The sequence below is a fragment of the Nonomuraea sp. CA-218870 genome, assembly GCF_050936535.1.
In the GTDB taxonomy this organism is placed as follows: domain Bacteria; phylum Actinomycetota; class Actinomycetes; order Streptosporangiales; family Streptosporangiaceae; genus Nonomuraea; species Nonomuraea corallina.
Genome location: NZ_JBNJMN010000001.1, coordinates 2,031,088 through 2,050,397 on the forward strand (window position 1 = coordinate 2,031,088; position 19,310 = coordinate 2,050,397).

The following is a 19,310-nucleotide window of genomic DNA, read 5'->3' on the forward strand; positions in this document are numbered from 1 at the left end:
GTACGCTCACCGCAGGTGAGACGGAGGAGCACGACATGGCCGAGTCACGGGAGCACAGGTTCGACGGCACGCGAGGGGAGATCGTCGTGCGCGTGTGGCCGCGCGAGCGGCCCCGCTACGTCGCCGTCCTCGTCCACGGCTACGGCGAGCACATCGGCCGGTACGAGCACGTCGCCGACGCCCTGGTGCGCCACGGCGCCGCCGTCTACGGCCCGGACCACCGGGGACACGGCAGGTCGCAGGGCGAGCGGGTGCTGATCGATGACTTCGAGGACGTGGTGACCGACGTCCACGCGGTGGACGAACGCGCCCGCGCCGACCATCCCGGCGTGCCGGTGGTGCTGATCGGCCACTCCATGGGCGGCCTGATCGCCGCCCGCTACGCCCAGCGGTACGGCGGCGGCCTGGCCGCGCTGGTGCTCTCCGGGCCGGTCATCGGCTCCTGGGAGGTCATCCCGCAGCTGCTCGCGCTCGACCCGATCCCGGAGGTCCCGATCGACCCGGCGACCCTCTCCCGCGACCCCGCCGTGGGCGCCGCCTACGCCGAGGACCCGCTGGTGTGGCACGGCGCGTTCAAGCGGCCCACGCTGGAGGCGCTGGCCACCGGCATCGAGGCAATCACCAAGGGCGGTGCGTTCGGCCCGGTGCCCACGCTGTGGATCCACGGCTCCGACGACCGGCTCGTCCCGTTGTCGGGCACCCGGGCCGGCATCGAGGCCGTCAAGGGCGCCGACTTCACCGAGATCATCTATCCGGAGGCCCGCCACGAGGTGTTCAACGAGACGAACAAGGACGAGGTGCTGGCGGACGTGACGGCGTTCGTCGACCGCGCCCTCACCTCACACCGCGCGTAGCAGCCGCCTCGGGCATCGACGTGCCCCCACCTCAGGCCACGCGCAGCCAGACGTGGCCCGAGCCCCGGGTCCTGGACAGCTCCACCTTCCAGCACCCGGGTGCGGGGAACACCCACCCGGTGCCCCACTCGTAACCGGGCCGCCGCCAGTTGGATCCGCCGTGCTCCTCCAGCCAGACGAGCTTGGCCCGTTTCCCGCCCGGTCCCGTGGCCGAGACCTTGAGCGGGCCGTCACCGGTCATCCGCCACACGATCTTCACCTCGGCCCCCGCCTCGAACGGCGCCTCGGCGAACAGCAACCCCCACAGCTCGGCGTCCCGCGACGTGCCGCGCACCTCCGGGAACCCGTCGTCCGAGGTGAGCAACTCGGTCCCACGGCACGTCTCCCCGGTTTTCACGGCCCGGGGGCTCGCCGACACCGGCCCGTCCGTGCTCGTGGCACTCACCTGGGGCGCCTCGGTCGTGCTCACCGGCCCCGCTGCCCGGCCCGTACCCGGGCTCACCGCGCACCCGCCGGCGAGCCCGACGGCCACCGCGATCACCGCCACCCGCACCCGCACCGGCGCTCCTTCCGTCGTCCGCCACCGTCCACCTCTCTCTACAGACGCGCGGGCGGAAAGGTTCCTGAGGCCGCGCGCCCGCGCCCGCACGGGGAACGTGCCGCCGCGGTGACTTCCGGCCGGGGCGCGGGTCTGTAAGGGTGACCGTCCGTACGACACCCGCGGGAGAGACCATGACCACCACACCCGGCCGCCCGCCCGTCGTCGATCAGGCCACCTGGCAGGCGGCCCGCGACGAACTGCTGCGCCGTGAGAAGGCCCACACCCGCGAGGGCGACGCCATCGCCGCGGCCCGCCGCAGGCTGCCGATGGTGGAGTTCGACGCGACGGTGGAGGTCACCGGACCGGACGGGCCTGTCCCGTTCCTGGACCTGTTCCAGGGCCGCGACGAGCTCGTGGTCTACAAGCACATGTGGTACGACGGCGCGCCCCACCAGGGGCAGTGCGAGGGCTGCACCTCCACCGTGTGGCACCTGAAGGACGCCGTGTACCTCAACGCCCGCGGCGTGTCGTTCGCCATCGTGACCACCGGCCCGTGGGAGGAGGTGGCCCCCTACCTGGCGTTCATGGGCTACACCCAGCCGTGGTACTCGGTCCGCGGGGTGGACGGGCCGGCCGGCGGCGAGATGGGGTACCTCGCCTGCTATCTGCGCGACGGCGACCGCGCCTTCCTCACCTACGCCACGACGGGCCGCGGCAACGAGCGGGTCAACGGGTCCATGGGCCTGCTCGACCTGACCCCGTACGGGCGCGGCGAGGCGTGGGAGGAGCAGCCCGAGGGCCGGCCCGAGGGACGCCCCGCGAGCTCGTCGTGGCGTTCGGACGCCGACGGGAACGCCGGCTGGGGGCAGGACACCCGCCCCGTGCCGCAGTGGACCCGCCCCGGCGCCACTCCGGTGGACACTCTCGGCCGGCGCGGCCACCACCACTGAGCCGACTCCGCCCGCCCCCCGGGGAGGTCACGGGGACTCGGCGAGCGCGGCGAGGACCTGCTCGCCGTACTTGGCCAGCTTGTTCTCGCCCACCCCGCTCACCGTGCCCAGCTCCTCCAGCGTCGACGGCCCGAGCGTCGCGATCTCCCGCAGCGTCGCGTCGTGGAAGATGACGTACGCCGGAACCCCCTGCTCCTTGGCGGTGGCCGCGCGCCAGGCCCGCAGCCGCTCGAACACCGGAGCGGCCTCGGCAGGCAGCTCGGCCGCCTGGCGGGCCTTCGGCGTCGCGGCCGGCTTGGCGGCGCGGCGGGGGTCGCGGCGCAGGCGGACCTCCCGATGGCCGCGCAGCACGTCTCCGCTGGCGTCCGTGAGCACCAGGGCGCCGTAGTTGGGCTCGACCGCGAGCAGCCCCTGCGCCAGGAGCTGGCGGGCCACGCCGTGCCACTCGGCGTTGCCCAGCTCGGTGCCGACGCCGAACACGGTCAGCGAGTCGTGGCCGTGCTGCAGCACCTTGGCCGTCGTCTTGCCGAGCAGGATGTCGACGATCTGCCCCACGCCGAACTTCTGCCCACGCTCGCGGGCCAGCCGCAGCACCGTGGACAGCATCTTCTGGGCCGGGACGGTGCCGTCCCACGACTCGGGCGGGGTCTGGCAGGTGTCGCAGTTGCCGCACGGGCCGCTGCCCGGCTGGCCGAAGTAGTCGAGCAGCATGGCCCGCCGGCACGTCACGGTCTCGCAGAGAGCGAGCATGGCGTCGAGGTGGAGGGCCTGGCGGCGGCGGTGCTGCTCGTCGCCTTCGAGCGCCATCCGCCGGTGCTGGACGACGTCCTGCAGCCCGTACGCCATCCACGCGGTGGCGGGCAGCCCGTCGCGCCCGGCCCGCCCGGTCTCCTGGTAGTAGCCCTCGACGGACTTGGGCAGGTCGAGGTGGGCCACGAAACGCACGTCGGGCTTGTCGATGCCCATGCCGAAGGCGATCGTCGCCACCACGACCAGCCCGTCCTCGCGCAGGAAGCGGGCCTGGTGGTGGGCGCGGGTGCGGGCGTCGAGACCGGCGTGGTAAGGGAGGGCGGGGACGCCGTTCTCGACCAGGAAGGCGGCGATCTTCTCGGCGGACGAGCGCGACAGGCAGTAGACGATGCCGGAGTCGCCGGAATGCTCGGCGCGGAGGAAGTCGAGGAGCTGGCGCTTGGGCTCGCTCTTGGCGGTGATCCGATAGTGGATGTTGGGGCGGTCGAAGCCGGCCACGAAGTGGCGGGCCTCGCGCAGGCCGAGGCGCTCGGCGATCTCGGCGTGGGTGGCCGGGGTGGCGGTGGCGGTCAGCGCGATGCGCGGCACCTCGGGCCAGTGGGCGCGCAGCTCCGACAGGGCCAGGTAGTCGGGCCGGAAGTCGTGGCCCCACTGGGAGACGCAGTGGGCCTCGTCGATGGCGAACAGCGCGATGTCGCCCTTCTTCAGCAGCCGCACCGTCGACTCCAGCCGCAGCCGCTCGGGCGCGAGGTAGAGCAGGTCGAGCTCGCCCGCGAGGAACTCGGCCTCCACCAGCTGCCGCTCGTCGAGGTCCTGCGTCGAGTTGAGGAACCCGGCGCGCACCCCCAGCGCGGTGAGCGCGTCCACCTGGTCCTGCATGAGCGCGATCAGCGGCGAGATCACCACGCCCACGCCCGGCCGGACGAGGGCCGGGATCTGATAGCACAGCGACTTGCCGCCGCCGGTCGGCATGAGCACGAGCGCGTCGCCGCCGCCCGCCACATGCTCGATGATCTCCTGCTGCCCCGGCCGGAACGTGTCGTAGCCGAACACGCGGTGCAGGACCTCGGTGGCTGTATTCATGCGGCTACCTTACGTGTTCGGGGTCGCTCTGGAGCCGGGTTCGCCCACGGCGATCGTAGCCGCTGCATATGGTCCCCTCATGACCCTTTCGTACGTGGTGACCGGTGGAGGCAGAGGCATCGGGCGGGCGATCGTCGAACGCCTGCTGGGAGAGAAGCACACGGTCGTGGCCGTCGAGCGCGACCCGGAGGCGCTGGACTGGGCGGGCGAACGGGTGGTCCCGGTGATCGGCGACGCGGCGGACGAGGCCGTCGCCGGCCGCGCCGCGGACCTGGCCGAGCAGGCCGGCCCGCTGTCTGGATGGGTCAACAACGCCGCAGTCTTCCGCGACGCCTCCGTGCACACCTCGCCCGTCGAGGAGGTGCGCCGCCTCATCGCGGCCAACCTGGACCTGGCGGTCGTGGGCTGCGCGGTCGCCGTGCGCCGCTTCCTGGCCGCCGGCGCCGGCGGAGCGGTGGTCAACATCACCTCTCACCAGGCCCGCCGCGCGGTGCCCGGCAGCCTGCCGTACGCCACGGCCAAGGCGGGCATCGAGGGCCTGACCAGGGCGCTGGCCGTCGAGTACGGCAGGCACGGGATCCGGGTCAACGCCGTGGCGCCGGGCTCGGTGGTGACGGAGCGGTACGAGAGCTTCCTGGCGGGCCAGGAGCCGGAGACGGCGGCCGCGATCGAGCGGGAGATGGCCCGGCTGCACCCGCTCGGCCGGGTGGCCGCGGCCGGCGAGGTGGCCGCCGCCGTCGCGTACCTGCTCTCGCCGGAGGCGTCCTTCGTCAACGGGGTGACGCTGCCCGTCGACGGCGGCCGCTCGGTGCTCGGACTGGATCCCGAAGCACGTGAATGAACTCCGCCCCGGCGGCAGCTGACCGCCGTTCACCGTACTGAAGGCCCCCTCCCCGGGTAGCGGGCTGAGGAGGCTTAGGCGCGTGCGGGCTGCCGGAGCGGTGGTGAGGGCATATGGCTCTGTCGGAGCGGGAGCGTCGCATCCTCGAGGAGATCGAGGACGAGCTGCGACGCGACGACCCGGAGCTGGCCGAGCGGGTCACGCGGCTCGGCGAGCGCGAGGAGGACCGCCGGCCGGTGTTCACCCGGTGGTGGTTCATCGCCCTGGCCGTCCTCGTCACCGTGGCCCTACTGGTCCTGGCGGTCGCGTCCGCGTGAGCGCCGGCTCCTGATGACCAGCAGGTCGACGGCGGCGATGACCGCCACGGCCGCCGCGATCGCCGCCTCCCAGGCCCACACCGCCTCGCCCGTGCTCATCGCCCGGGCCGCGAAGAATACCGTCGCCGCCACGGCCAGCACGATCGCGGCCAGCGACAGGATGCGCCGCAGGCCGTACGGACTGCGCGCGGTCACCGGTTCGGTGCCCGCGCGGTTGCGCAGCCACATGGGGTCACACTCCTTTCGGACGAGGCTCAGGCCAGGCACCGCAGCGCCGACACGAGCCGCGGGCTGACCCCCTGCCCCTCCGGCAGCCGGCCCACCGTGGCCTCGACGAACTGGGGATAGGACAGGGTGGCCTCGGCGTCGCCGAAGTGCACCCAGATCTCGTCGGACGTCTGCTCGATCTGGACCCTCGTGTCCTGCTCGGCCAGCGCGAAGCGGCCGACGGCGACCCGCCAGAACGTCCGGGCGTCCTCCTCGTCCGGGCGGACGGGCGCGCCCACGTCGTCGGCGTGCGTGGCGTACTCGGAGGCGTAGTGGAAGGTCTGCTTGCCCACCGGGTACGGACCGGCCATGGTCTCCAGGAGGGCGTCGCGGCCGAGCGCGCGCATGCGGCGGCGGGTGTCGCCGTTCTTGTCGCGCCACTCCTTCAGCACGTCCTCGACGGGCAGGCCGCGCCGCTGGCGGACGCACCACTCGTTGAACTCGTTGTAGCCGGCGATGCCCTCGGACTCCATCAGCCGCCGCAGGTCGTCCATGGTGCCGTCGAGACAGGCCTGGTTGTAGAGCTCCTCCCCGGCCAGGTGGCCGAGCACGTCGCGCACGGTCCACCCGGCGGCCCTGGACGGGCGCCGCCACCCCTCCTCGTCCAGGCCGGCGAAGAACCAGTCGAGCCTGGACGCCTCGGCGTCGAAGATGTCGAACGGGTCGTACTCGCGGAGCAGATCTTCTGGCATATCGGGACGCTACCCCCAGGATCGGGGATCTCACCGCAGGTCCCGGGCATGGAGAAGGCCCGGCCGGAGCCCCGGCCGGGCCTTCGCTCAGTGGTGGTGCTTACCGGTGCCAGCCGTACACGCGCACGTAGTCGCTACGGCTCGTGGCGTCGTCGAGCTTCCGGTCGCCCTTGAAGACGGCCTTATAGCTGCCGCTCTTGTAGGCGCGCTCCTTGGCGTAGAACTTGCCCCACCGGTCGGTGCGGTCGGAGTCGATCCACTTCCAGGCGCTGGAGCCGCTGGCGCGGAAGTAGATGTGGACCTTCTCGTTACGGGCGTTGCGCCAGTCGTCGCCCCGCTCGTACTGCAGGCGACCGGAGAAGTAGACGGACTTGCCCTTGCGGACCTTCGACGGCGAGGCGTCGAAGCTCAGCCGGGTGTCGGCCTTGCTCCAGCCCTTGCGGACGTCGACGTAGAAGTACGACGTGTCGTGGGCGACCCGCTTGCCGTCCTTGTTGAAGGCGACGGCGATGGCGCGCCACTTGCCCTCGGGGTCGTGCGAGGTGAACGGAACCGAGAAGCGCCAGTTCTCCAGCGGCTTGACTTCCTTGGCCCGCATGGTCCGGAGGTCGCTGCTGGCGGGCTCGACGCTGAGCTCCACCTTCTCGACATCCGAGCTGGCGCCGACCTTGAAGTTGGCGACGGTCTCGGTGTTGCCCCTGACGACGACAGGGTTCGGCGACACGTCGAGGATCTCGACGGTGGGCGCCTTGGTGGCGGCGACGGCGCCGCCGCCGGTCATCAGCATGGTCCCGCCCGCGACGGCCGAGACGAGGCCTACGGCGATCTTACGCATGAGGGTGCTTCTCCCCGTAGTTCTTGCGGCATCGACCCGGATTGGCCGGTGCCTTTTATCAGTTAGATCCACCATAAGGGGAAAAGGTTCGGCAAAGTTACGGAAAATCTTCGATTACGGTGTTCACCAGGACTGATGGAGACAAATCCGTTTTGAGGTGACCTGACCGGCTAGAGTCCTGCCATGATCGACGTCTACACTCTCGGCGAAGCGCTGGGCGTCGTCTCCAGCGGCCGGGTCCGCCACGAGAGCGAGGCCAGGCTGGACCTGAGCGGGCCGGAGTTCACGCTGGCCGTGGCGCTGGCCCGGCTCGGCCACCGGTGCGCCTATCTGGGCAAGGTCGGCTCCGACGAACTGGGCGCCCGGGTGCTGACGACGCTGCGCGGCGAGGGCGTGGACGTGGCCGACACGCGCGTCACCGACGGGGTGCCGACCGGCCTGCTGCTGCGGGAGGCACGGGTGGGCCGCGAACCGCTGATCACCCACTACCGCGCGGGCTCGGCGGGCTCCACGCTGTCCCCGGGCACCGTGCCGATCGACCGGATCGGCGCCGCCCGGATGCTGCACGTCACCGGCGTCACCGCCGCACTCGGCCGGGACCCGCACGACGCCGTGCTGGCGGCCGTGAGCGCGGCCAAGAGCGCCGAGGTGCCGATCTCGTTCGCCGTGGAGTACCGCCCCGAGCTGTGGGCGTCGGTGCGTGACGCGGAGCAGGTGCTCTCCGAGCTGGCCTGCCAGTCGCACCTGCTGTTCGTCCGCCAGGACGAGCTGGACCTCGTCAAGCCCGCCCTCACCCCCGAACGCGAGGTCGTGGTCACCCGGGGCGCCAAGGGCGCGAGCGTGCGGGCCGACCGGATGCGCCACGACGTCCCCGGCCCGCAGGCGCCGGTGGTCGACACCGGCGGGGCCGGGGACGCGTTCGTGGCCGGTTACCTCAGCGCCGCCCTGGACGGGCTGACCCCGCCGGAGCGCCTGGAGCGCGGGACACGGCTGAGCGCCGCCGCGCTCTCGTGCGCCAGCGACTGGCAGGGCCTGCCCACCAGGGACGAACTGCAGCCGCTCAGTTCTCGATGGTCAGGGTGAACGTCGAGGCCGGGCGCGGGCCGCGGCACGTCGCCGGGCCCTCCAGGAGTTACCAGTGGCCGAGGACGAGGCGGCCGTCGACGGGGGCGAGGTTGTAGGGGCCGGAGGTGTACCAGGTGCCGGCGTGGGTGGAGCCGTTCTTCCAGACGTGGTAGCTGAAGGTGCCGTCGGTGTTCTGGTAGGTGGCGACGAGGTCGTCTTTTCCGTCGCCGTTGACGTCTCCTGCGGCGACGCGGTTGCCGGTGTTGGTCATGGTCCAGCCGCCGGAGTTGTAGTCGGTGGCGCGGTTGAACTCTGTTCCGTTGGAGGTCCAGCGGTAGATGGTCATGGTGTTGTCGCCGTCGTCGCGCATCATGGCGGGTTCGGCTTTGCCGTCGCCGTTGAAGTCGGCTACGACGAGGCGGCCGTCGACGGGGGCGAGGTTGTAGGGGCCGGAGGTGTACCAGGTGCCGGCGTGGGTGGAGCCGTTCTTCCACACGTGGTAGCTGAAGGTGCCGTCGGTGTTCTGGTAGGTGGCGACGAGGTCGTCTTTTCCGTCGCCGTTGACGTCTCCTGCGGCGATGCGGTTGCCGGTGTTGGTCATGGTCCAGCCGCCGGAGTTGTAGTCGGTGGCGCGGTTGAACTCTGTTCCGTTGGAGGTCCAGCGGTAGATGGTCATGGTGTTGTCGCCGTCGTCGCGCATCATGGCGGGTTCGGCTTTGCCGTCGCCGTTGAAGTCGGCTACGACGAGGCGGCCGTCGACGGGGGCGAGGTTGTAGGGGCCGGAGGTGTACCAGGTGCCGGCGTAGGAGACGCCGTTCTTCCACACGTGGAAGCTGAAGGTGCCGTCGGTGTTCTGGTAGGTGGCGACGACGTCGTCCTTGCCGTCGCCGTTGACGTCTCCGGCGGCGACGCGGTCTCCGGTGTTGGCCATGGTCCAGCCGCCGGAGTTGTAGTCGCTGGCGCGGTCGAACTCCGATCTGGTGGACTTCCACCGGTAGATCGTCATCGATCCGTCGCCGTCGTCGCGCATCATCGCCGGAGCGTCAGGTTCGGGGGTGGCGGCCGCCCCGCAGTTGCGGCTGGTGACGTTACGCCAGGTCTGACCGTTGGAGCCGCCGTAGGTCACCCCGTTGAAGGTCGGCCTGACCCGCTCCGAGCCCGCGTACCCCCAGGAGGCCGAACCGCTGCCGTCGGCGTCGTGGCCGAGCTCGAAATGCAGGTGCGGATGCCCGTTGGAGGTCGGGCCCGTCGCACCGACCTTGCCGATCGTCGTACCCATCTGCACCTTCGCGCCGACCGAGACGGACCGGGACTTCAGATGCAGGTACGTGGTGTAGTAGCCGCCGCCGTGGTTGATCTGGATCACGTTGCCGGCGTTGCTGTGGTAGAAGGACTGGTTCACCGTCCCGGCGGCGGGCGCGACCAGCGTGGCCCCGTCAGTGCCTTGCTGGTCGGGCTCCTTCACCATGTCGAGCGCGGGCGCGTGCGCCCAGGTGTCCAGCCGCCACTGCTGACCGCACAGGAAGGGCAGCTGCAGATTCGGGGCCGCCAGGGCGGGACTCGCCGTGGCGGCCAGGCTCGCGGCGATGAGTGTGCCGGTGACGGCGGCTCGTAAGACTGCGGATCTGGACATGCGCATTCCTCCGAGGAAGCTGGGGGTGAGCCGATCCTGATCGAAGAGAAGTCCTGAGGGCCGGCAGTCTGGACGCGGGGGACAGGGCGCGGAGTCCTCCTCGCGTCCTCTTCTCAGAGGGATCGACCGGATGGCGACAGGCTTCCAGCCGGTGATCCAAAATCGCTTTAACTTCTCTTTAAGAGAGCGTGTGAACGAGTTTCACGCGCCTTGCGCCGTCCGGCCGAGCGTCGCGGCGCCGCCTGGGGGCTAGCATCGGTGCGGTGATGCGTCTTCGCCCGATGCCGCCCGCCCGGCTCGACCCCGCCGCCCGCGCCCTCTACGACCGGGTCAACGCCGGTCCCCGGGGCGCCTCGATGCTCGACGAGCAGGGCGCGCTGATCGGCCCCTTCAACGCCATGCTTCTCAGCCCTGCCCTGGGAGATCCCCTTCAGGAGCTCGGCGCCGCCATCCGCTACCGTTCGTCGCTCTCGGACCGGTGCCGTGAGCTGGCCATCCTCACCGTCGCCGCCCACTGGTCCAGCGTCTTCGAGCTCCAGGTGCACGAGAAGATCGCGTCCGGCCTGGGCTTCACCGAGTCCCAGCTCGGCGCGGTCCGTACGGGCGAGCCTCTCTCGCTGGACGACCCGGAGGAGGCCGCGGTCCTGCGGGTCACCCGCGCCCTGGTGGCGAAGGGGGACCTGGACGACGAGGAGTACGCACTCCTGCCCGAGCCGGTGATCTTCGAGCTGACCACGCTGACCGGCTACTACGCCACCCTGGCGCTCCAGCTCCGCGTCTTCCGCGTCTGACGGCGCGGCGCGAAGGCGAGGCCGGGAGGGCCGGTCACCTCAGGGGCCGGCGGCGGAGGAACAGGCCGCCGGCCGCGGCCGCCAGGATGAGCACCGTCCCCGCCAGGATGACCATCCGCCCGTCCGGTCCCGCGTCCCCGCCGGCCCCGGTGGCGACCCCCTCCCGGGGGGTGATCGACGTTCTCGGCTCCTCGGTCTCCTCGTCGTCCTCGGCGGGGGTCTCGGTCACGACCGCGGTCCTGGTGGGTGAGGGCGAGGGGGAGGTGGAGCCGGCGCCGATGGTCAGCGGGTACGTCCTGAGCGAGCCGGGGGTGGTCGGCTCACACTCGATCAGAGGCTCGGTGGGGCGTAGCCCGAAGTTGACCGAGGCGGGCTTCACGGTCGCGGTGCCCGCCTGCCGCGAGGTGGTCTTCAGGTCCACGGAGGCGGGCAGCGCGATCGACTGGCCGACCGCGACGCCGCTCAGCTCGCCGACGCCGGTGGCCGAGGTGAGTCCGGGCAGGCCGGAGATCGACGCGTACGCGTACATCTTCAGACCGTTCGTCGGCAGCCCGTTGGGCGCTTCCAGTTCGGCGCCGCTCTCGTACGTGCCCTTCCAGCCGATCGTGAACTGTTCGCCGACCCCGGGGTTCGCGGTCGGCAGTGTGAGCGTGGTCCTGATGCGCACGGACTGGGCGGCGCCGGAGGCGGGGCGGCAGGTGTAGGCGACCACGTCGCCGGTCTCGTCGCCGGTGTCGTCACCGCCGCCCTGGCCGGCCGTGACCGTCACGCTCTGGGTGCCGGTGGTGGTGCACGTCGTCACCTCGGCCGGGTTGACGGCCAGGGCGAGCTTGAGGCTGCCGGTCTCGGTGGACGGCTTGACCGTCACCTGGCCGCCGGTGGCGGCGGTGATCTGCACGGTGCTCGTGACCTGGCTCGCGGGGGTGGTGGCCGAGCCCGCCGTGACGCTCGCGCCGGGCTTCGGCAGGCCGCTGTGGGTGCCGCCGGTGACCGCGAGCTCGCCGTCGACCTGGACCTGCGTGGTGGAGGTGGCGGCGGCGCGCAGGGTCAGCGCGGGGATGCTCCACTTGGCCTCGAAGGAGCCGGTCGCGGTGTCGGGAACGACGATCGGCACGCTCAGCGTGGTGTTGCCGAAAGGGCCGCCCGAGCAGGTGTACGCGATGGTCAGGGTCTGGTCGGCCGCCTGCGCGGGGGTGGCGGCTGACATGAGCACCAGGCCGATGACCGATGCCACCACGGCGAACTTCGGCACGATCCGTCTCCCTATCGATGGGAATGAAAGGGACCGGACCACGATGGCACCCTTTGGTAACGTATGTGGCTCGATCCGCGAATCCGATGGTGAATAACCATTTGCCTAGGACTCCTAGGCTGTAAGCCATGAGACCGCTCACCGAACCGCAGATTCGCACCTCGTTCGTCAACTGCACCAAGGGTGAGGCGTCCCGTCTGCACGTGCCGCGTGACCTGCCCGGGCAGCCGTGGGACGACCTCGACTTCCTCGGCTGGCGCGACCCCAAGGCCCCCGACCGCGCCTACCTCGTGGCCGAGCGCGACGGCCGCACCGTCGGCGTCGCGCTCCGCCTCGTCACCGCCCGCCACGGCCACCAGCGCCGCAGCATGTGCTCGCTCTGCCTCACCACCCACACCGGCAGCGGCGTCGCCCTGGTGTCCGCCCGCCGCCGCCGCGGCGACGCCGACTCGGTCGGCGCCTACATCTGCGCCGACCTCGCCTGCTCGCTGTACGTACGGGGCAAGCGCAAGCCGGAGTTCGGCGAGCGCTTGGAGGAGTCGCTGACCGTCGACGAGCAGATCGACCGGATGACGGCCAATCTCGACGCCTTCCTGGGCCGCGTCTCCACCGCCTGACCCCCGGCGCGGACGGTCCCGTAGCGATCAGGTACGGCTTCGGCAGGTGTCGCGCACCTTGTAGAAGTACGACAGGTACTGGGTGTGCACGTCCCGCCCCGAGATCCTGATCTGGGCGTCGTCCGCGTTCTCCAGATGGGTGAAGTTGGCGCTGCCCGTGTAGACGCGGGGCGTGATGTCGTCGTCGTAGAAGCCGTCGGTCATCATCAGCTTCAGGTGCGGCACGACCGAGCGATCGCCGACGGTGAAGCGGCACGGGGTCACCTGGACGCGCCGGCCGTTGACGGTCCTGGCCAGTTCGGCGCGGATGGCGGCGTCGGCGTTGCCGGTGCCGTCGGAGCTGAGGTAGTAGACCAGGTCCACCCAGCAGTTCTCGCCCCGCAGCCGGACCAGTTCCTGGGCGATGGCCAGGCGGTGCTTGTTGAAGTGGGTCAGCACGAGCCTGATGTCGGTCTGCCGGTAGACGCCGTCGGCGTCCTGGTAGCGGCACTCGACGAGCTTGAGGATGTTGGCGATCGGGTCGCCGCTCGACTGGACGCGCGGGAAGAACGTGGCCCGGTACTTCGAGCCGGTCGGGGTGGTCCAGTAGTAGGCGGGATCGGGCGCCCGCCGTCGGCCCTCGCGCAGGTCGTCGAAGTACGTGGCGTAGCCGTTGTAGACGGCGGCGTCGGTGAGGGTGAACGCGTCGTTGTAGGAGTTGTACAGGTACCAGTCGGACAGGTTCGAGGAGGTCTGGAAGACGACGTTCCCGTGCGTGGTCCCGTTCACCTCGATGCCGGAGAACAGGGCGAACTTGCTGTGCAGGTAGTCGCGGCCGATGCAGCCGCGGTCCACCGCGGCCGGGTCGGGATACTCGCAGCCGATCACGTACGAGCCGGCGCCCTCGTTCGCGCCGAGCACGGCCCGCAGACGGGCGGTGATCTCGTCGTTGGCGCCGTTCTCCATGTCGTCGAGGATGACCTTGACCCGGACGCCGCGCTGGTGCGCCTGGACGAGCGCGTCGGCCACCTCGGTGGAGCGTTGGCCGGGGGAGAACTGGTGGTTGACGAACCGGATCTCACTGCCCGTCCTGGCGGCCCTGATCAGCCGGATGAGCTGGTCCATCACGGCCGACTGCTGGGCGCTCGGCGTGCCGGGCACGCCGGTGTCGGCGACGGGGTCGTTGAAGACGGGGGCGTTGAGCACGGGCGGGCCGGTGACATCGGCCGCCGCGCTTCCCGTGGGGAGAAGGGCGGCGGCCAGGCATAAGGCCGCGATCGTGGCGATTTTCTTCACCAAAGGCGCCTTTCTGCGTGACAGTTTTCAAATCCTGACTGTCATACGCGGAAAACCGGCCTGTCAAGGGCCCTCTCAGGCCGAGTCGCGGATCACCAGCTCCGTCGGCAGGACCACCGGCTCGGCGGGCGCGCCCGCGAACAGGTCGAGCAGCAGCCGGACCATCGCAGCCGTCTGCTCGATCACCGGGTGGCGGACCGTGGTCAGCGGCGGCTCGGTGTACTTGGCCGCCTCGATGTCGTCGAAGCCCACCAGCGCCACGTCGTCGGGCACCCGCCGCCCCGCCTGCCGCAGCGCCTGCAGGGCGCCCACCGCCATCAGGTCGTTGGCCACGAACACCGCGTCGAGCTGCGGGTCGTCGCCGAGCAGCTGCCGCATGGCGACCGCTCCCGACTCGCGGGTGAAGTCGCCCACCGCGACGATCGAGCGGCGGTCGGAGTCGCGCAGCACGTTGCGGTAGCCGGTGAGCCGGTCCTGGCCGCCGATCATGTCCTGCGGCCCGGCGATGGTCGCGATGCGCCGGCGCCCCTGCTGGACGAGGTGACGCACCGCGGTCTCCGCCCCGCCCACGTTGTCGTTGTCCGCGTACGGGATGTCGACGGGGACGGCGGGCCGGCCGTAGGAGACGACCGGGACGCGCAGCCGCGACAGCGCGCTCGGCAGCGGGTCGGCGCCGTGCATGGAGATGAGCATGACCCCGTCGACGTGCCCGCCCGCGATGTAACGCTCCACCCTGGCGTGGCTCTTGGCCGACGAGGCGAGCATGAGCACGACCTGCTTGTTGACCGACTCCAGCTCCAGGCTGGCCGAGCGGATCACCGTCGCGAACAGCGGATCCTCCGAGAACACCCTGGTCGGCGGCTCGGAGACGACCAGGGCGATCGAGTCGGTGCGCTGGGTGACCAGGCTGCGCGCGGCCGAGTTGGGCACATAGCCCAGCTCGTCGATGGCGCGCAGCACGGCGTCGCGGATGTGCGGGGCCACGGTCGTCTGGCCGTTGACGACGCGGGACGCGGTGGCGCGTGAGACGCCCGCGCGGGCGGCGACCGCTTCGAGGGTGGGGCGTCTCATGGCTGCGCCGAAGGGGAGGACACGCAGAGAATCTACAGCCGGTTCGTCGCGATCACGTCCCGGTACCACAGCGCGCTGTCCTTGAGCACCCTGACCTGCGTGGCGTAGTCGACGTGCACGATGCCGAACCTGCGCCGGTAGCCCTCGGCCCACTCGAAGTTGTCGAGCAGCGACCAGACGAGATAGCCCCGCAGATCGGCGCCCGCCTCGATGGCCCGGCCCACCTCGCGCAGGTGACCGTGGAGGTAGGCGACCCGGTCGGCGTCGTGCACCCGGCCGTCCTCCACCACGTCGTCGAAGGCGGCGCCGTTCTCGGTGACCATGAGACCGACGTCCGGGTAGTCCTGCGACAGCCGTACCAGCAGCCGCGACAGGCCGTCGGGCACGATCGGCCAGCCCATCGCGGTGACCGGCGCGTCGGCCGGGGCGAAGCGGATGTCCTCCGAGCCCGGCCAGGCCGCGTCGGCCGGCAGTCCTGGCCCCGCCTCCACCACGCACGGGTTGTAGTAGTTGATCCCGATCAGGTCGATCGGCGCGTTGATCATCTCCAGGTCGCCGTCCAGGATGTGCCCGGTGCCGCCGTTGCGTCCGGCGGCGGCCAGCACCTCCTCCGGGTAGCGGCCGTGGACGGCCGGGTCGAGGAACTGCCGGGTCAGCAGCGCGTGTACGCGGTCCACGGCGGCCGCGTCGGCCTCGGCCGGCACCGCCGCCGGGTCGTTCACCTGGGCCGGGGTGAGCACCGGGGAGGAGTTGACGACCAGCATGATGCTGCCCGCCCCCGCCTCCCGCAGCCGGGCGGCGGCCAGGCCGTGGCCCACGAGCAGGTGGTGGGCCGCGCGCAGGGCGTCGGCCGGGTTCCGGCGGCCGGGCGCGTGCACGCCGTTGCCGTAACCGAGGAACGCCGCCACCCACGGCTCGTTCAGCGTCGCCCAGTCGTGGACGCGGTCGCCCAGCCGGTCGTGCACGACGGCCGCGTAGTCGGCGAACCGGAAGGCGGTGTCGCGGTCGGTCCAGCCGCCCCTGTCCTCCAGCGCCTGGGGAAGGTCCCAGTGGTAGAGGGTCAGGTACGGTGCGATCCCGGCTTCCAGCAGCTCGTCGACGAGCCTGTCGTAGAAGGCCAGCCCGCGGGGGTTCGCCGGCCCGCGCCCATCGGGCTGGACGCGCGGCCAGGCCACCGAGAACCGGTAGGCCGCCAGGCCCAGCTCGCGCATCAGGGCGACGTCGTCGCGGTAACGGTGGTAGTGGTCGCAGGCGACGTCGCCGGTGTCGCCGTCGGCCACGTTGCCGGGGGAGTGGGAGAAGGTGTCCCAGATCGACTGGCCCCGCCCGTCCTCCTTGACCGCCCCCTCGATCTGATAGGCCGCCGTCGCGGCACCCCAGACGAACTTTTCCGGGAAAATCATCCCTTGACCGCTCCTTGCATGATTCCGCCGATGATCTGCTTGCCGAACAGGGCGAAGACGAGCACCAGTGGCAGGGTCCCCACCGCCGTGCCCGCCAGGCCCAGGACGTAGTCGTTGACGTATCCGCTGGCCAGCGACGACAGCGCGACCTGGACCGTGGGGTTGTCCGGGGTGAGCACGACGAGCGGCCAGAAGTAGTCGTTCCAGGCCGACATGAACGTCAGCATGCCCAGCACGGCCGCGGCGGGCCGGGCGGCGGGCAGCACGACGTGCCAGAACAGCCCCCAGGTGGTGCAGCCGTCGACCCGGCCCGCCTCCAGCAACTCGGTCGGCAGCGCCCTGCCCAGGTACTGCGTCATGAAGAACACGCCGAAGGCGTTGACCAGCGCGGGCACGATCAGCGCGTAGTTCGTGCCGGTCCACTCCAGCTTGATCATGAGCATGTAGAGCGGGATGATGCCGAGCTGGGCCGGCACCATCATGGTCGCGACCGTGAGCACCAGCATGGCGTTCCTGCCGCGGAAGCGCAGCTTGGCGAAGGCGAACCCGGCCAGGGTCGAGAAGAACATCACCGCGATCGAGATCGATCCGGCCACGATGACCGAGTTGAGCAGCGCCAGCCCGAACGGCACCGTGTCGAAGACCCGGGCCACGTTGGCGAAGAAGTTGCCCCCGGGCAGCAGCGGCGGCGGCACCTGGGCCAGCGCCGAGTTGTGCCGGGAGGCCACCACGACGCTGTAGTACAGCGGGAACGCGGAGAAGAACGCGACCGCCGTCAGGGTCAGGTAGCGCAGCCTCATATCACACCGCCCTTCACACGCCGGCTCACCAGGAAGTTGACGCCGGCGGCGAGCACCACGAACAGGAACATCACCCACGACGCCGCCGAGGCGTAGCCGAAGTCGAACCTGGTGAACGCGTGCTCGTAGACGTAGAGCGCCAGCGTCTGGAACTGCCGGTCGGGCCCGCCCGTGACCATGGTGCCCCCGCCGGTGGTGCCGGAGCCGAAGAGCAGCGGCTCTGCGATGATCTGCATGGCGCCGATGGTCGAGACGATGACCACGAAGATGATCGTCGGCCGGATCATCGGCACGGTGATCCTGACCAGCTGTTTGAGGTTGCTCGCCCCGTCCAGGGTCGCGGCCTCGTACAGCTCGCGCGGCACGGCCTGCATGGCGGCCAGGAAGATGAGCGCGTTGTAGCCCGTCCACCGCCACATGATCATCACCGAGAGCGCGAGATGTGAGGTCGCGGTGCCGGCGGCCCAGTCGATCCGGCCGGCGCCGAACCATGACAGCACCCAGTTGATCATGCCGAAGTCCCGCCCGAACAGCTGACTGAAGATCACCACCACGGCGACGACGCTGGTGACGTTGGGCACCAGCAGCGAGATCCGGAAGAGGGTCTGGAAGCGCAGTCTCCTGTTGAGCAGGTGCGCCAGCCAGATGGCCAGCACGAGCTGCGGCGCGGTCGACAGGATGCCGATCGACAAGGTGTTGAAGGTGGCGTTCCAGAAGTAGCCGTCGGCCAGCAGCGTCCCGTAGTTCCCCATCCCGACGAAGGTCTGCTCCTCCTCCAGGAGCGTCCACTCGTGCAGGCTGACCCAGGCCGTGTAGGCGAGCGGGAACAGGCCGAAGGCGGCGAACAGCAGGAAGAAGGGCGCCACGTAGGCGTACGGCGACACCCTCGTGTCGAGGGTGTGCCGCACACTGGCCCTACGCCTCCGCCCGATCGCGAGAGGGAGAACGCTCATTTGATCTTCTTGACGTCCTCGAGGACCTGCGCCCACGCCTCGTCCGGAGTCTGCTTGCCCTGCTCGACCCGGCCCAGGCCGTTGCCGATGGCGACCCGCACGTCCGCCTCCTTCGGGCCGAGGTGCTGCGGCTTGAGCGCCTTGGCCGCCTCGGAATAGATCTTGCCGATCGGCGCGTCACCGAAGAACGGCTTGGTGAACGTCTGGATCGACTCGTCCTCGTACAGCGCCGGGATGGACGGGAACGTGCCGGTCTCCTTGAAGACCTTGGCCTGGTTGTCCTTGGAGGTCAGGAAGTCGACCAGTTCGGCGGCCTCCTTCTGGTGCTTGCTCTGCTTGGGCACCATCAGGTGGGAGCCGCCGCTGTTGCCGGAGCCGCCCGGCACGGTGGCGATGTCCCACTTGCCGGAGGCGTCCTGGGCCTGCTCCTGGATGAACCCCGTCATCCAGGCCGGGCAGATGATGGTGGCGAACGAGCCCTTGGCGAAACCGGTGTTCCACGGCGGCGAGAAGGCCGCGAGCTTGGCGGTCAGCCCTTCGGCGGTGAGCTGGTTGGACAGGTCCCAGGCTCTCTTCACGTCCGGGTTCGAGTCCACGATGATGGTGTCCTGGGCGTCGTAGAGCCCGATCGGCGCCTGGTTCACCATGGCGCGGAAGATCTCACCAGGGGAGTCGACGAACTTGGCGCCCGCCACGTCGGCGGCGGCGAACTTCTTGCCGGTCTCGATGTACTGCTCCCACGTCGGCCAGAGCTGCCCGACCTCCTCCCGGTCCTCGGGCAGGCCGGCCTTCTTGAACAGGTCCTTGCGGTAGCACATGGCCAGGCCGCCGACGTCGGTGCCGAGGCCGAGCAGTTGCGAGCGGTCCTTGCTGAGGCCCTGCAACCACTTCCAGTCGAGGTACTCGCCCTGCCGCTTGTCCAGGCCGAACTGCTTGAGGTCGACGAACTTCTGCGGCTGGGCGGTGAAGGTGCTGATGTAGCCCACCTCGACGGCCTCGACGTCGCCCGCTCCGGCGTTCGTGGCCAGGCGCTTGACCAGGTTGTTGTGGTGGTCGTTGAACTGGGTGACGTTCTCGACGATCTCCACGTTGGGGTGGGTCTTCTTGAACTCCTCGTACAGCGGCTTGAAGCCGAAGTCGCCGAAGAGGTTGACGGTCAGCTTGACCTTCTCCGCGGGGGCGGCGGAGGCGCCCGCGGTCTCGCCCGCGCCGCCGTCACCGCAGGCGGTGGCGAGGCCGAGCAGGGACGCGGTGATCAAGGGCACGGCGATACGCCGGAAACGAGGAGCCATGGAGCCCTCCGGGATGGGAGACCTTGGG

20 protein-coding genes are annotated in these 19,310 nt (G+C 70.6%); 7 read left to right on the forward strand and 13 right to left on the reverse strand.

What is annotated here, in order from left to right; all coding sequences use genetic code 11:
* Positions 1-35 precede the first annotated feature (35 nt).
* The gene (locus ACQEUU_RS10050) at positions 36-854 is read left to right on the forward strand and encodes an alpha/beta hydrolase (protein WP_433063338.1); all 819 of its coding nucleotides are present in this window, start codon (positions 36-38) and stop codon (positions 852-854) included.
* Positions 855-885: 31 nt separating this feature from the next.
* Here ACQEUU_RS10050 and ACQEUU_RS10055 read toward each other — a convergent pair whose 3' ends face one another.
* Positions 886-1,413 carry a hypothetical protein gene (locus ACQEUU_RS10055; RefSeq protein WP_433063340.1) on the reverse strand — a complete coding sequence of 176 codons (528 nt, stop codon included), beginning with the start codon at positions 1,411-1,413 and terminating at the stop codon, positions 886-888.
* Positions 1,414-1,586: 173 nt separating this feature from the next.
* On the opposite strand from ACQEUU_RS10055, the gene ACQEUU_RS10060 reads away from it, so the two are divergent.
* On the forward strand, positions 1,587-2,345 hold the full coding sequence (locus ACQEUU_RS10060; RefSeq protein WP_433063343.1) for a DUF899 family protein: 759 nt from the start codon (positions 1,587-1,589) through the stop codon (positions 2,343-2,345).
* Positions 2,346-2,372: 27 nt separating this feature from the next.
* Here the strand turns inward: ACQEUU_RS10060 and recQ are convergent, their stop codons facing one another.
* Positions 2,373-4,178 (reverse strand): DNA helicase RecQ, encoded by a 1,806-nt coding sequence (gene recQ, locus ACQEUU_RS10065; protein WP_433063346.1) that lies wholly within the window; start codon positions 4,176-4,178, stop codon positions 2,373-2,375.
* A 79-nt stretch (positions 4,179-4,257) separates the two neighbouring features.
* On the opposite strand from recQ, the gene ACQEUU_RS10070 reads away from it, so the two are divergent.
* Together ACQEUU_RS10070 and ACQEUU_RS10075 are read left to right on the forward strand one after the other, a co-directional pair.
* The gene (locus ACQEUU_RS10070) at positions 4,258-5,019 is read left to right on the forward strand and encodes an SDR family NAD(P)-dependent oxidoreductase (protein WP_433063349.1); all 762 of its coding nucleotides are present in this window, start codon (positions 4,258-4,260) and stop codon (positions 5,017-5,019) included.
* 113 nt (positions 5,020-5,132) lie between these two features.
* Positions 5,133-5,336 (forward strand): DUF3040 domain-containing protein, encoded by a 204-nt coding sequence (locus ACQEUU_RS10075; RefSeq protein ID WP_270157996.1) that lies wholly within the window; start codon positions 5,133-5,135, stop codon positions 5,334-5,336.
* Here ACQEUU_RS10075 and ACQEUU_RS10080 read toward each other — a convergent pair.
* The 3 genes from ACQEUU_RS10080 to ACQEUU_RS10090 form a co-directional block, all read right to left on the reverse strand.
* Positions 5,307-5,564, reverse strand: coding sequence for a DUF6343 family protein (locus ACQEUU_RS10080; RefSeq protein WP_270157995.1), 258 nt, complete (start codon positions 5,562-5,564; stop codon positions 5,307-5,309). The two genes, ACQEUU_RS10075 and ACQEUU_RS10080, sit on opposite strands and share 30 nt — an antisense overlap.
* 26 nt (positions 5,565-5,590) lie before the next feature.
* Complete coding sequence (locus tag ACQEUU_RS10085; RefSeq protein WP_433063353.1) at positions 5,591-6,295, reverse strand: maleylpyruvate isomerase family mycothiol-dependent enzyme; 705 nt, start codon at positions 6,293-6,295, stop codon at positions 5,591-5,593.
* Between the two features lie 100 nt (positions 6,296-6,395).
* On the reverse strand, positions 6,396-7,130 hold the full coding sequence (locus ACQEUU_RS10090) for a hypothetical protein (protein ID WP_433063356.1): 735 nt from the start codon (positions 7,128-7,130) through the stop codon (positions 6,396-6,398).
* 183 nt (positions 7,131-7,313) lie between these two features.
* On the opposite strand from ACQEUU_RS10090, the gene ACQEUU_RS10095 reads away from it, so the two are divergent.
* A complete protein-coding gene (locus ACQEUU_RS10095; RefSeq protein WP_270157992.1) occupies positions 7,314-8,213 on the forward strand; it encodes a sugar kinase in 900 nt (299 codons plus the stop codon).
* Positions 8,214-8,262: 49 nt separating this feature from the next.
* Here the strand turns inward: ACQEUU_RS10095 and ACQEUU_RS10100 are convergent, their stop codons facing one another.
* Complete coding sequence (locus ACQEUU_RS10100; protein ID WP_433063359.1) at positions 8,263-9,828, reverse strand: VCBS repeat domain-containing M23 family metallopeptidase; 1,566 nt, start codon at positions 9,826-9,828, stop codon at positions 8,263-8,265.
* A 266-nt stretch (positions 9,829-10,094) separates the two neighbouring features.
* On the opposite strand from ACQEUU_RS10100, the gene ACQEUU_RS10105 reads away from it, so the two are divergent.
* On the forward strand, positions 10,095-10,619 hold the full coding sequence (locus ACQEUU_RS10105; RefSeq protein ID WP_433071796.1) for a carboxymuconolactone decarboxylase family protein: 525 nt from the start codon (positions 10,095-10,097) through the stop codon (positions 10,617-10,619).
* 34 nt (positions 10,620-10,653) lie between these two features.
* On the opposite strand, the gene ACQEUU_RS10110 is transcribed toward ACQEUU_RS10105, so the two are convergent.
* Positions 10,654-11,871 carry a hypothetical protein gene (locus ACQEUU_RS10110; protein ID WP_433063362.1) on the reverse strand — a complete coding sequence of 406 codons (1,218 nt, stop codon included), beginning with the start codon at positions 11,869-11,871 and terminating at the stop codon, positions 10,654-10,656.
* A gap of 128 nt (positions 11,872-11,999) precedes the next feature.
* On the opposite strand from ACQEUU_RS10110, the gene ACQEUU_RS10115 reads away from it, so the two are divergent.
* Positions 12,000-12,488, forward strand: coding sequence for an FBP domain-containing protein (locus ACQEUU_RS10115; protein ID WP_433063364.1), 489 nt, complete (start codon positions 12,000-12,002; stop codon positions 12,486-12,488).
* A 27-nt stretch (positions 12,489-12,515) separates the two neighbouring features.
* Here the strand turns inward: ACQEUU_RS10115 and ACQEUU_RS10120 are convergent, their stop codons facing one another.
* The 6 genes from ACQEUU_RS10120 to ACQEUU_RS10145 all read right to left on the reverse strand — a co-directional run bounded on the left by ACQEUU_RS10120 (position 12,516) and on the right by ACQEUU_RS10145 (position 19,255).
* Complete coding sequence (locus ACQEUU_RS10120) at positions 12,516-13,763, reverse strand: phospholipase D-like domain-containing protein (RefSeq protein ID WP_433063367.1); 1,248 nt, start codon at positions 13,761-13,763, stop codon at positions 12,516-12,518.
* Between the two features lie 75 nt (positions 13,764-13,838).
* Positions 13,839-14,834 (reverse strand): LacI family DNA-binding transcriptional regulator, encoded by a 996-nt coding sequence (locus ACQEUU_RS10125; RefSeq protein WP_433063370.1) that lies wholly within the window; start codon positions 14,832-14,834, stop codon positions 13,839-13,841.
* A gap of 32 nt (positions 14,835-14,866) precedes the next feature.
* Entirely contained in the window at positions 14,867-16,237 is a 1,371-nt protein-coding gene (locus ACQEUU_RS10130) for a GH1 family beta-glucosidase (protein ID WP_433063373.1), read from the reverse strand.
* Positions 16,234-17,037 carry a carbohydrate ABC transporter permease gene (locus tag ACQEUU_RS10135; RefSeq protein WP_433063376.1) on the reverse strand — a complete coding sequence of 268 codons (804 nt, stop codon included), beginning with the start codon at positions 17,035-17,037 and terminating at the stop codon, positions 16,234-16,236. Before ACQEUU_RS10135 ends, ACQEUU_RS10130 begins: the two co-directional genes overlap by 4 nt.
* Complete coding sequence (locus ACQEUU_RS10140) at positions 17,034-17,990, reverse strand: carbohydrate ABC transporter permease (RefSeq protein WP_433063378.1); 957 nt, start codon at positions 17,988-17,990, stop codon at positions 17,034-17,036. Before ACQEUU_RS10140 ends, ACQEUU_RS10135 begins: the two co-directional genes overlap by 4 nt.
* A complete protein-coding gene (locus tag ACQEUU_RS10145) occupies positions 17,987-19,255 on the reverse strand; it encodes an ABC transporter substrate-binding protein (protein WP_433071798.1) in 1,269 nt (422 codons plus the stop codon). The genes ACQEUU_RS10140 and ACQEUU_RS10145 overlap by 4 nt, the downstream gene beginning before the upstream one ends.
* Positions 19,256-19,310: the final 55 nt, after the last annotated feature.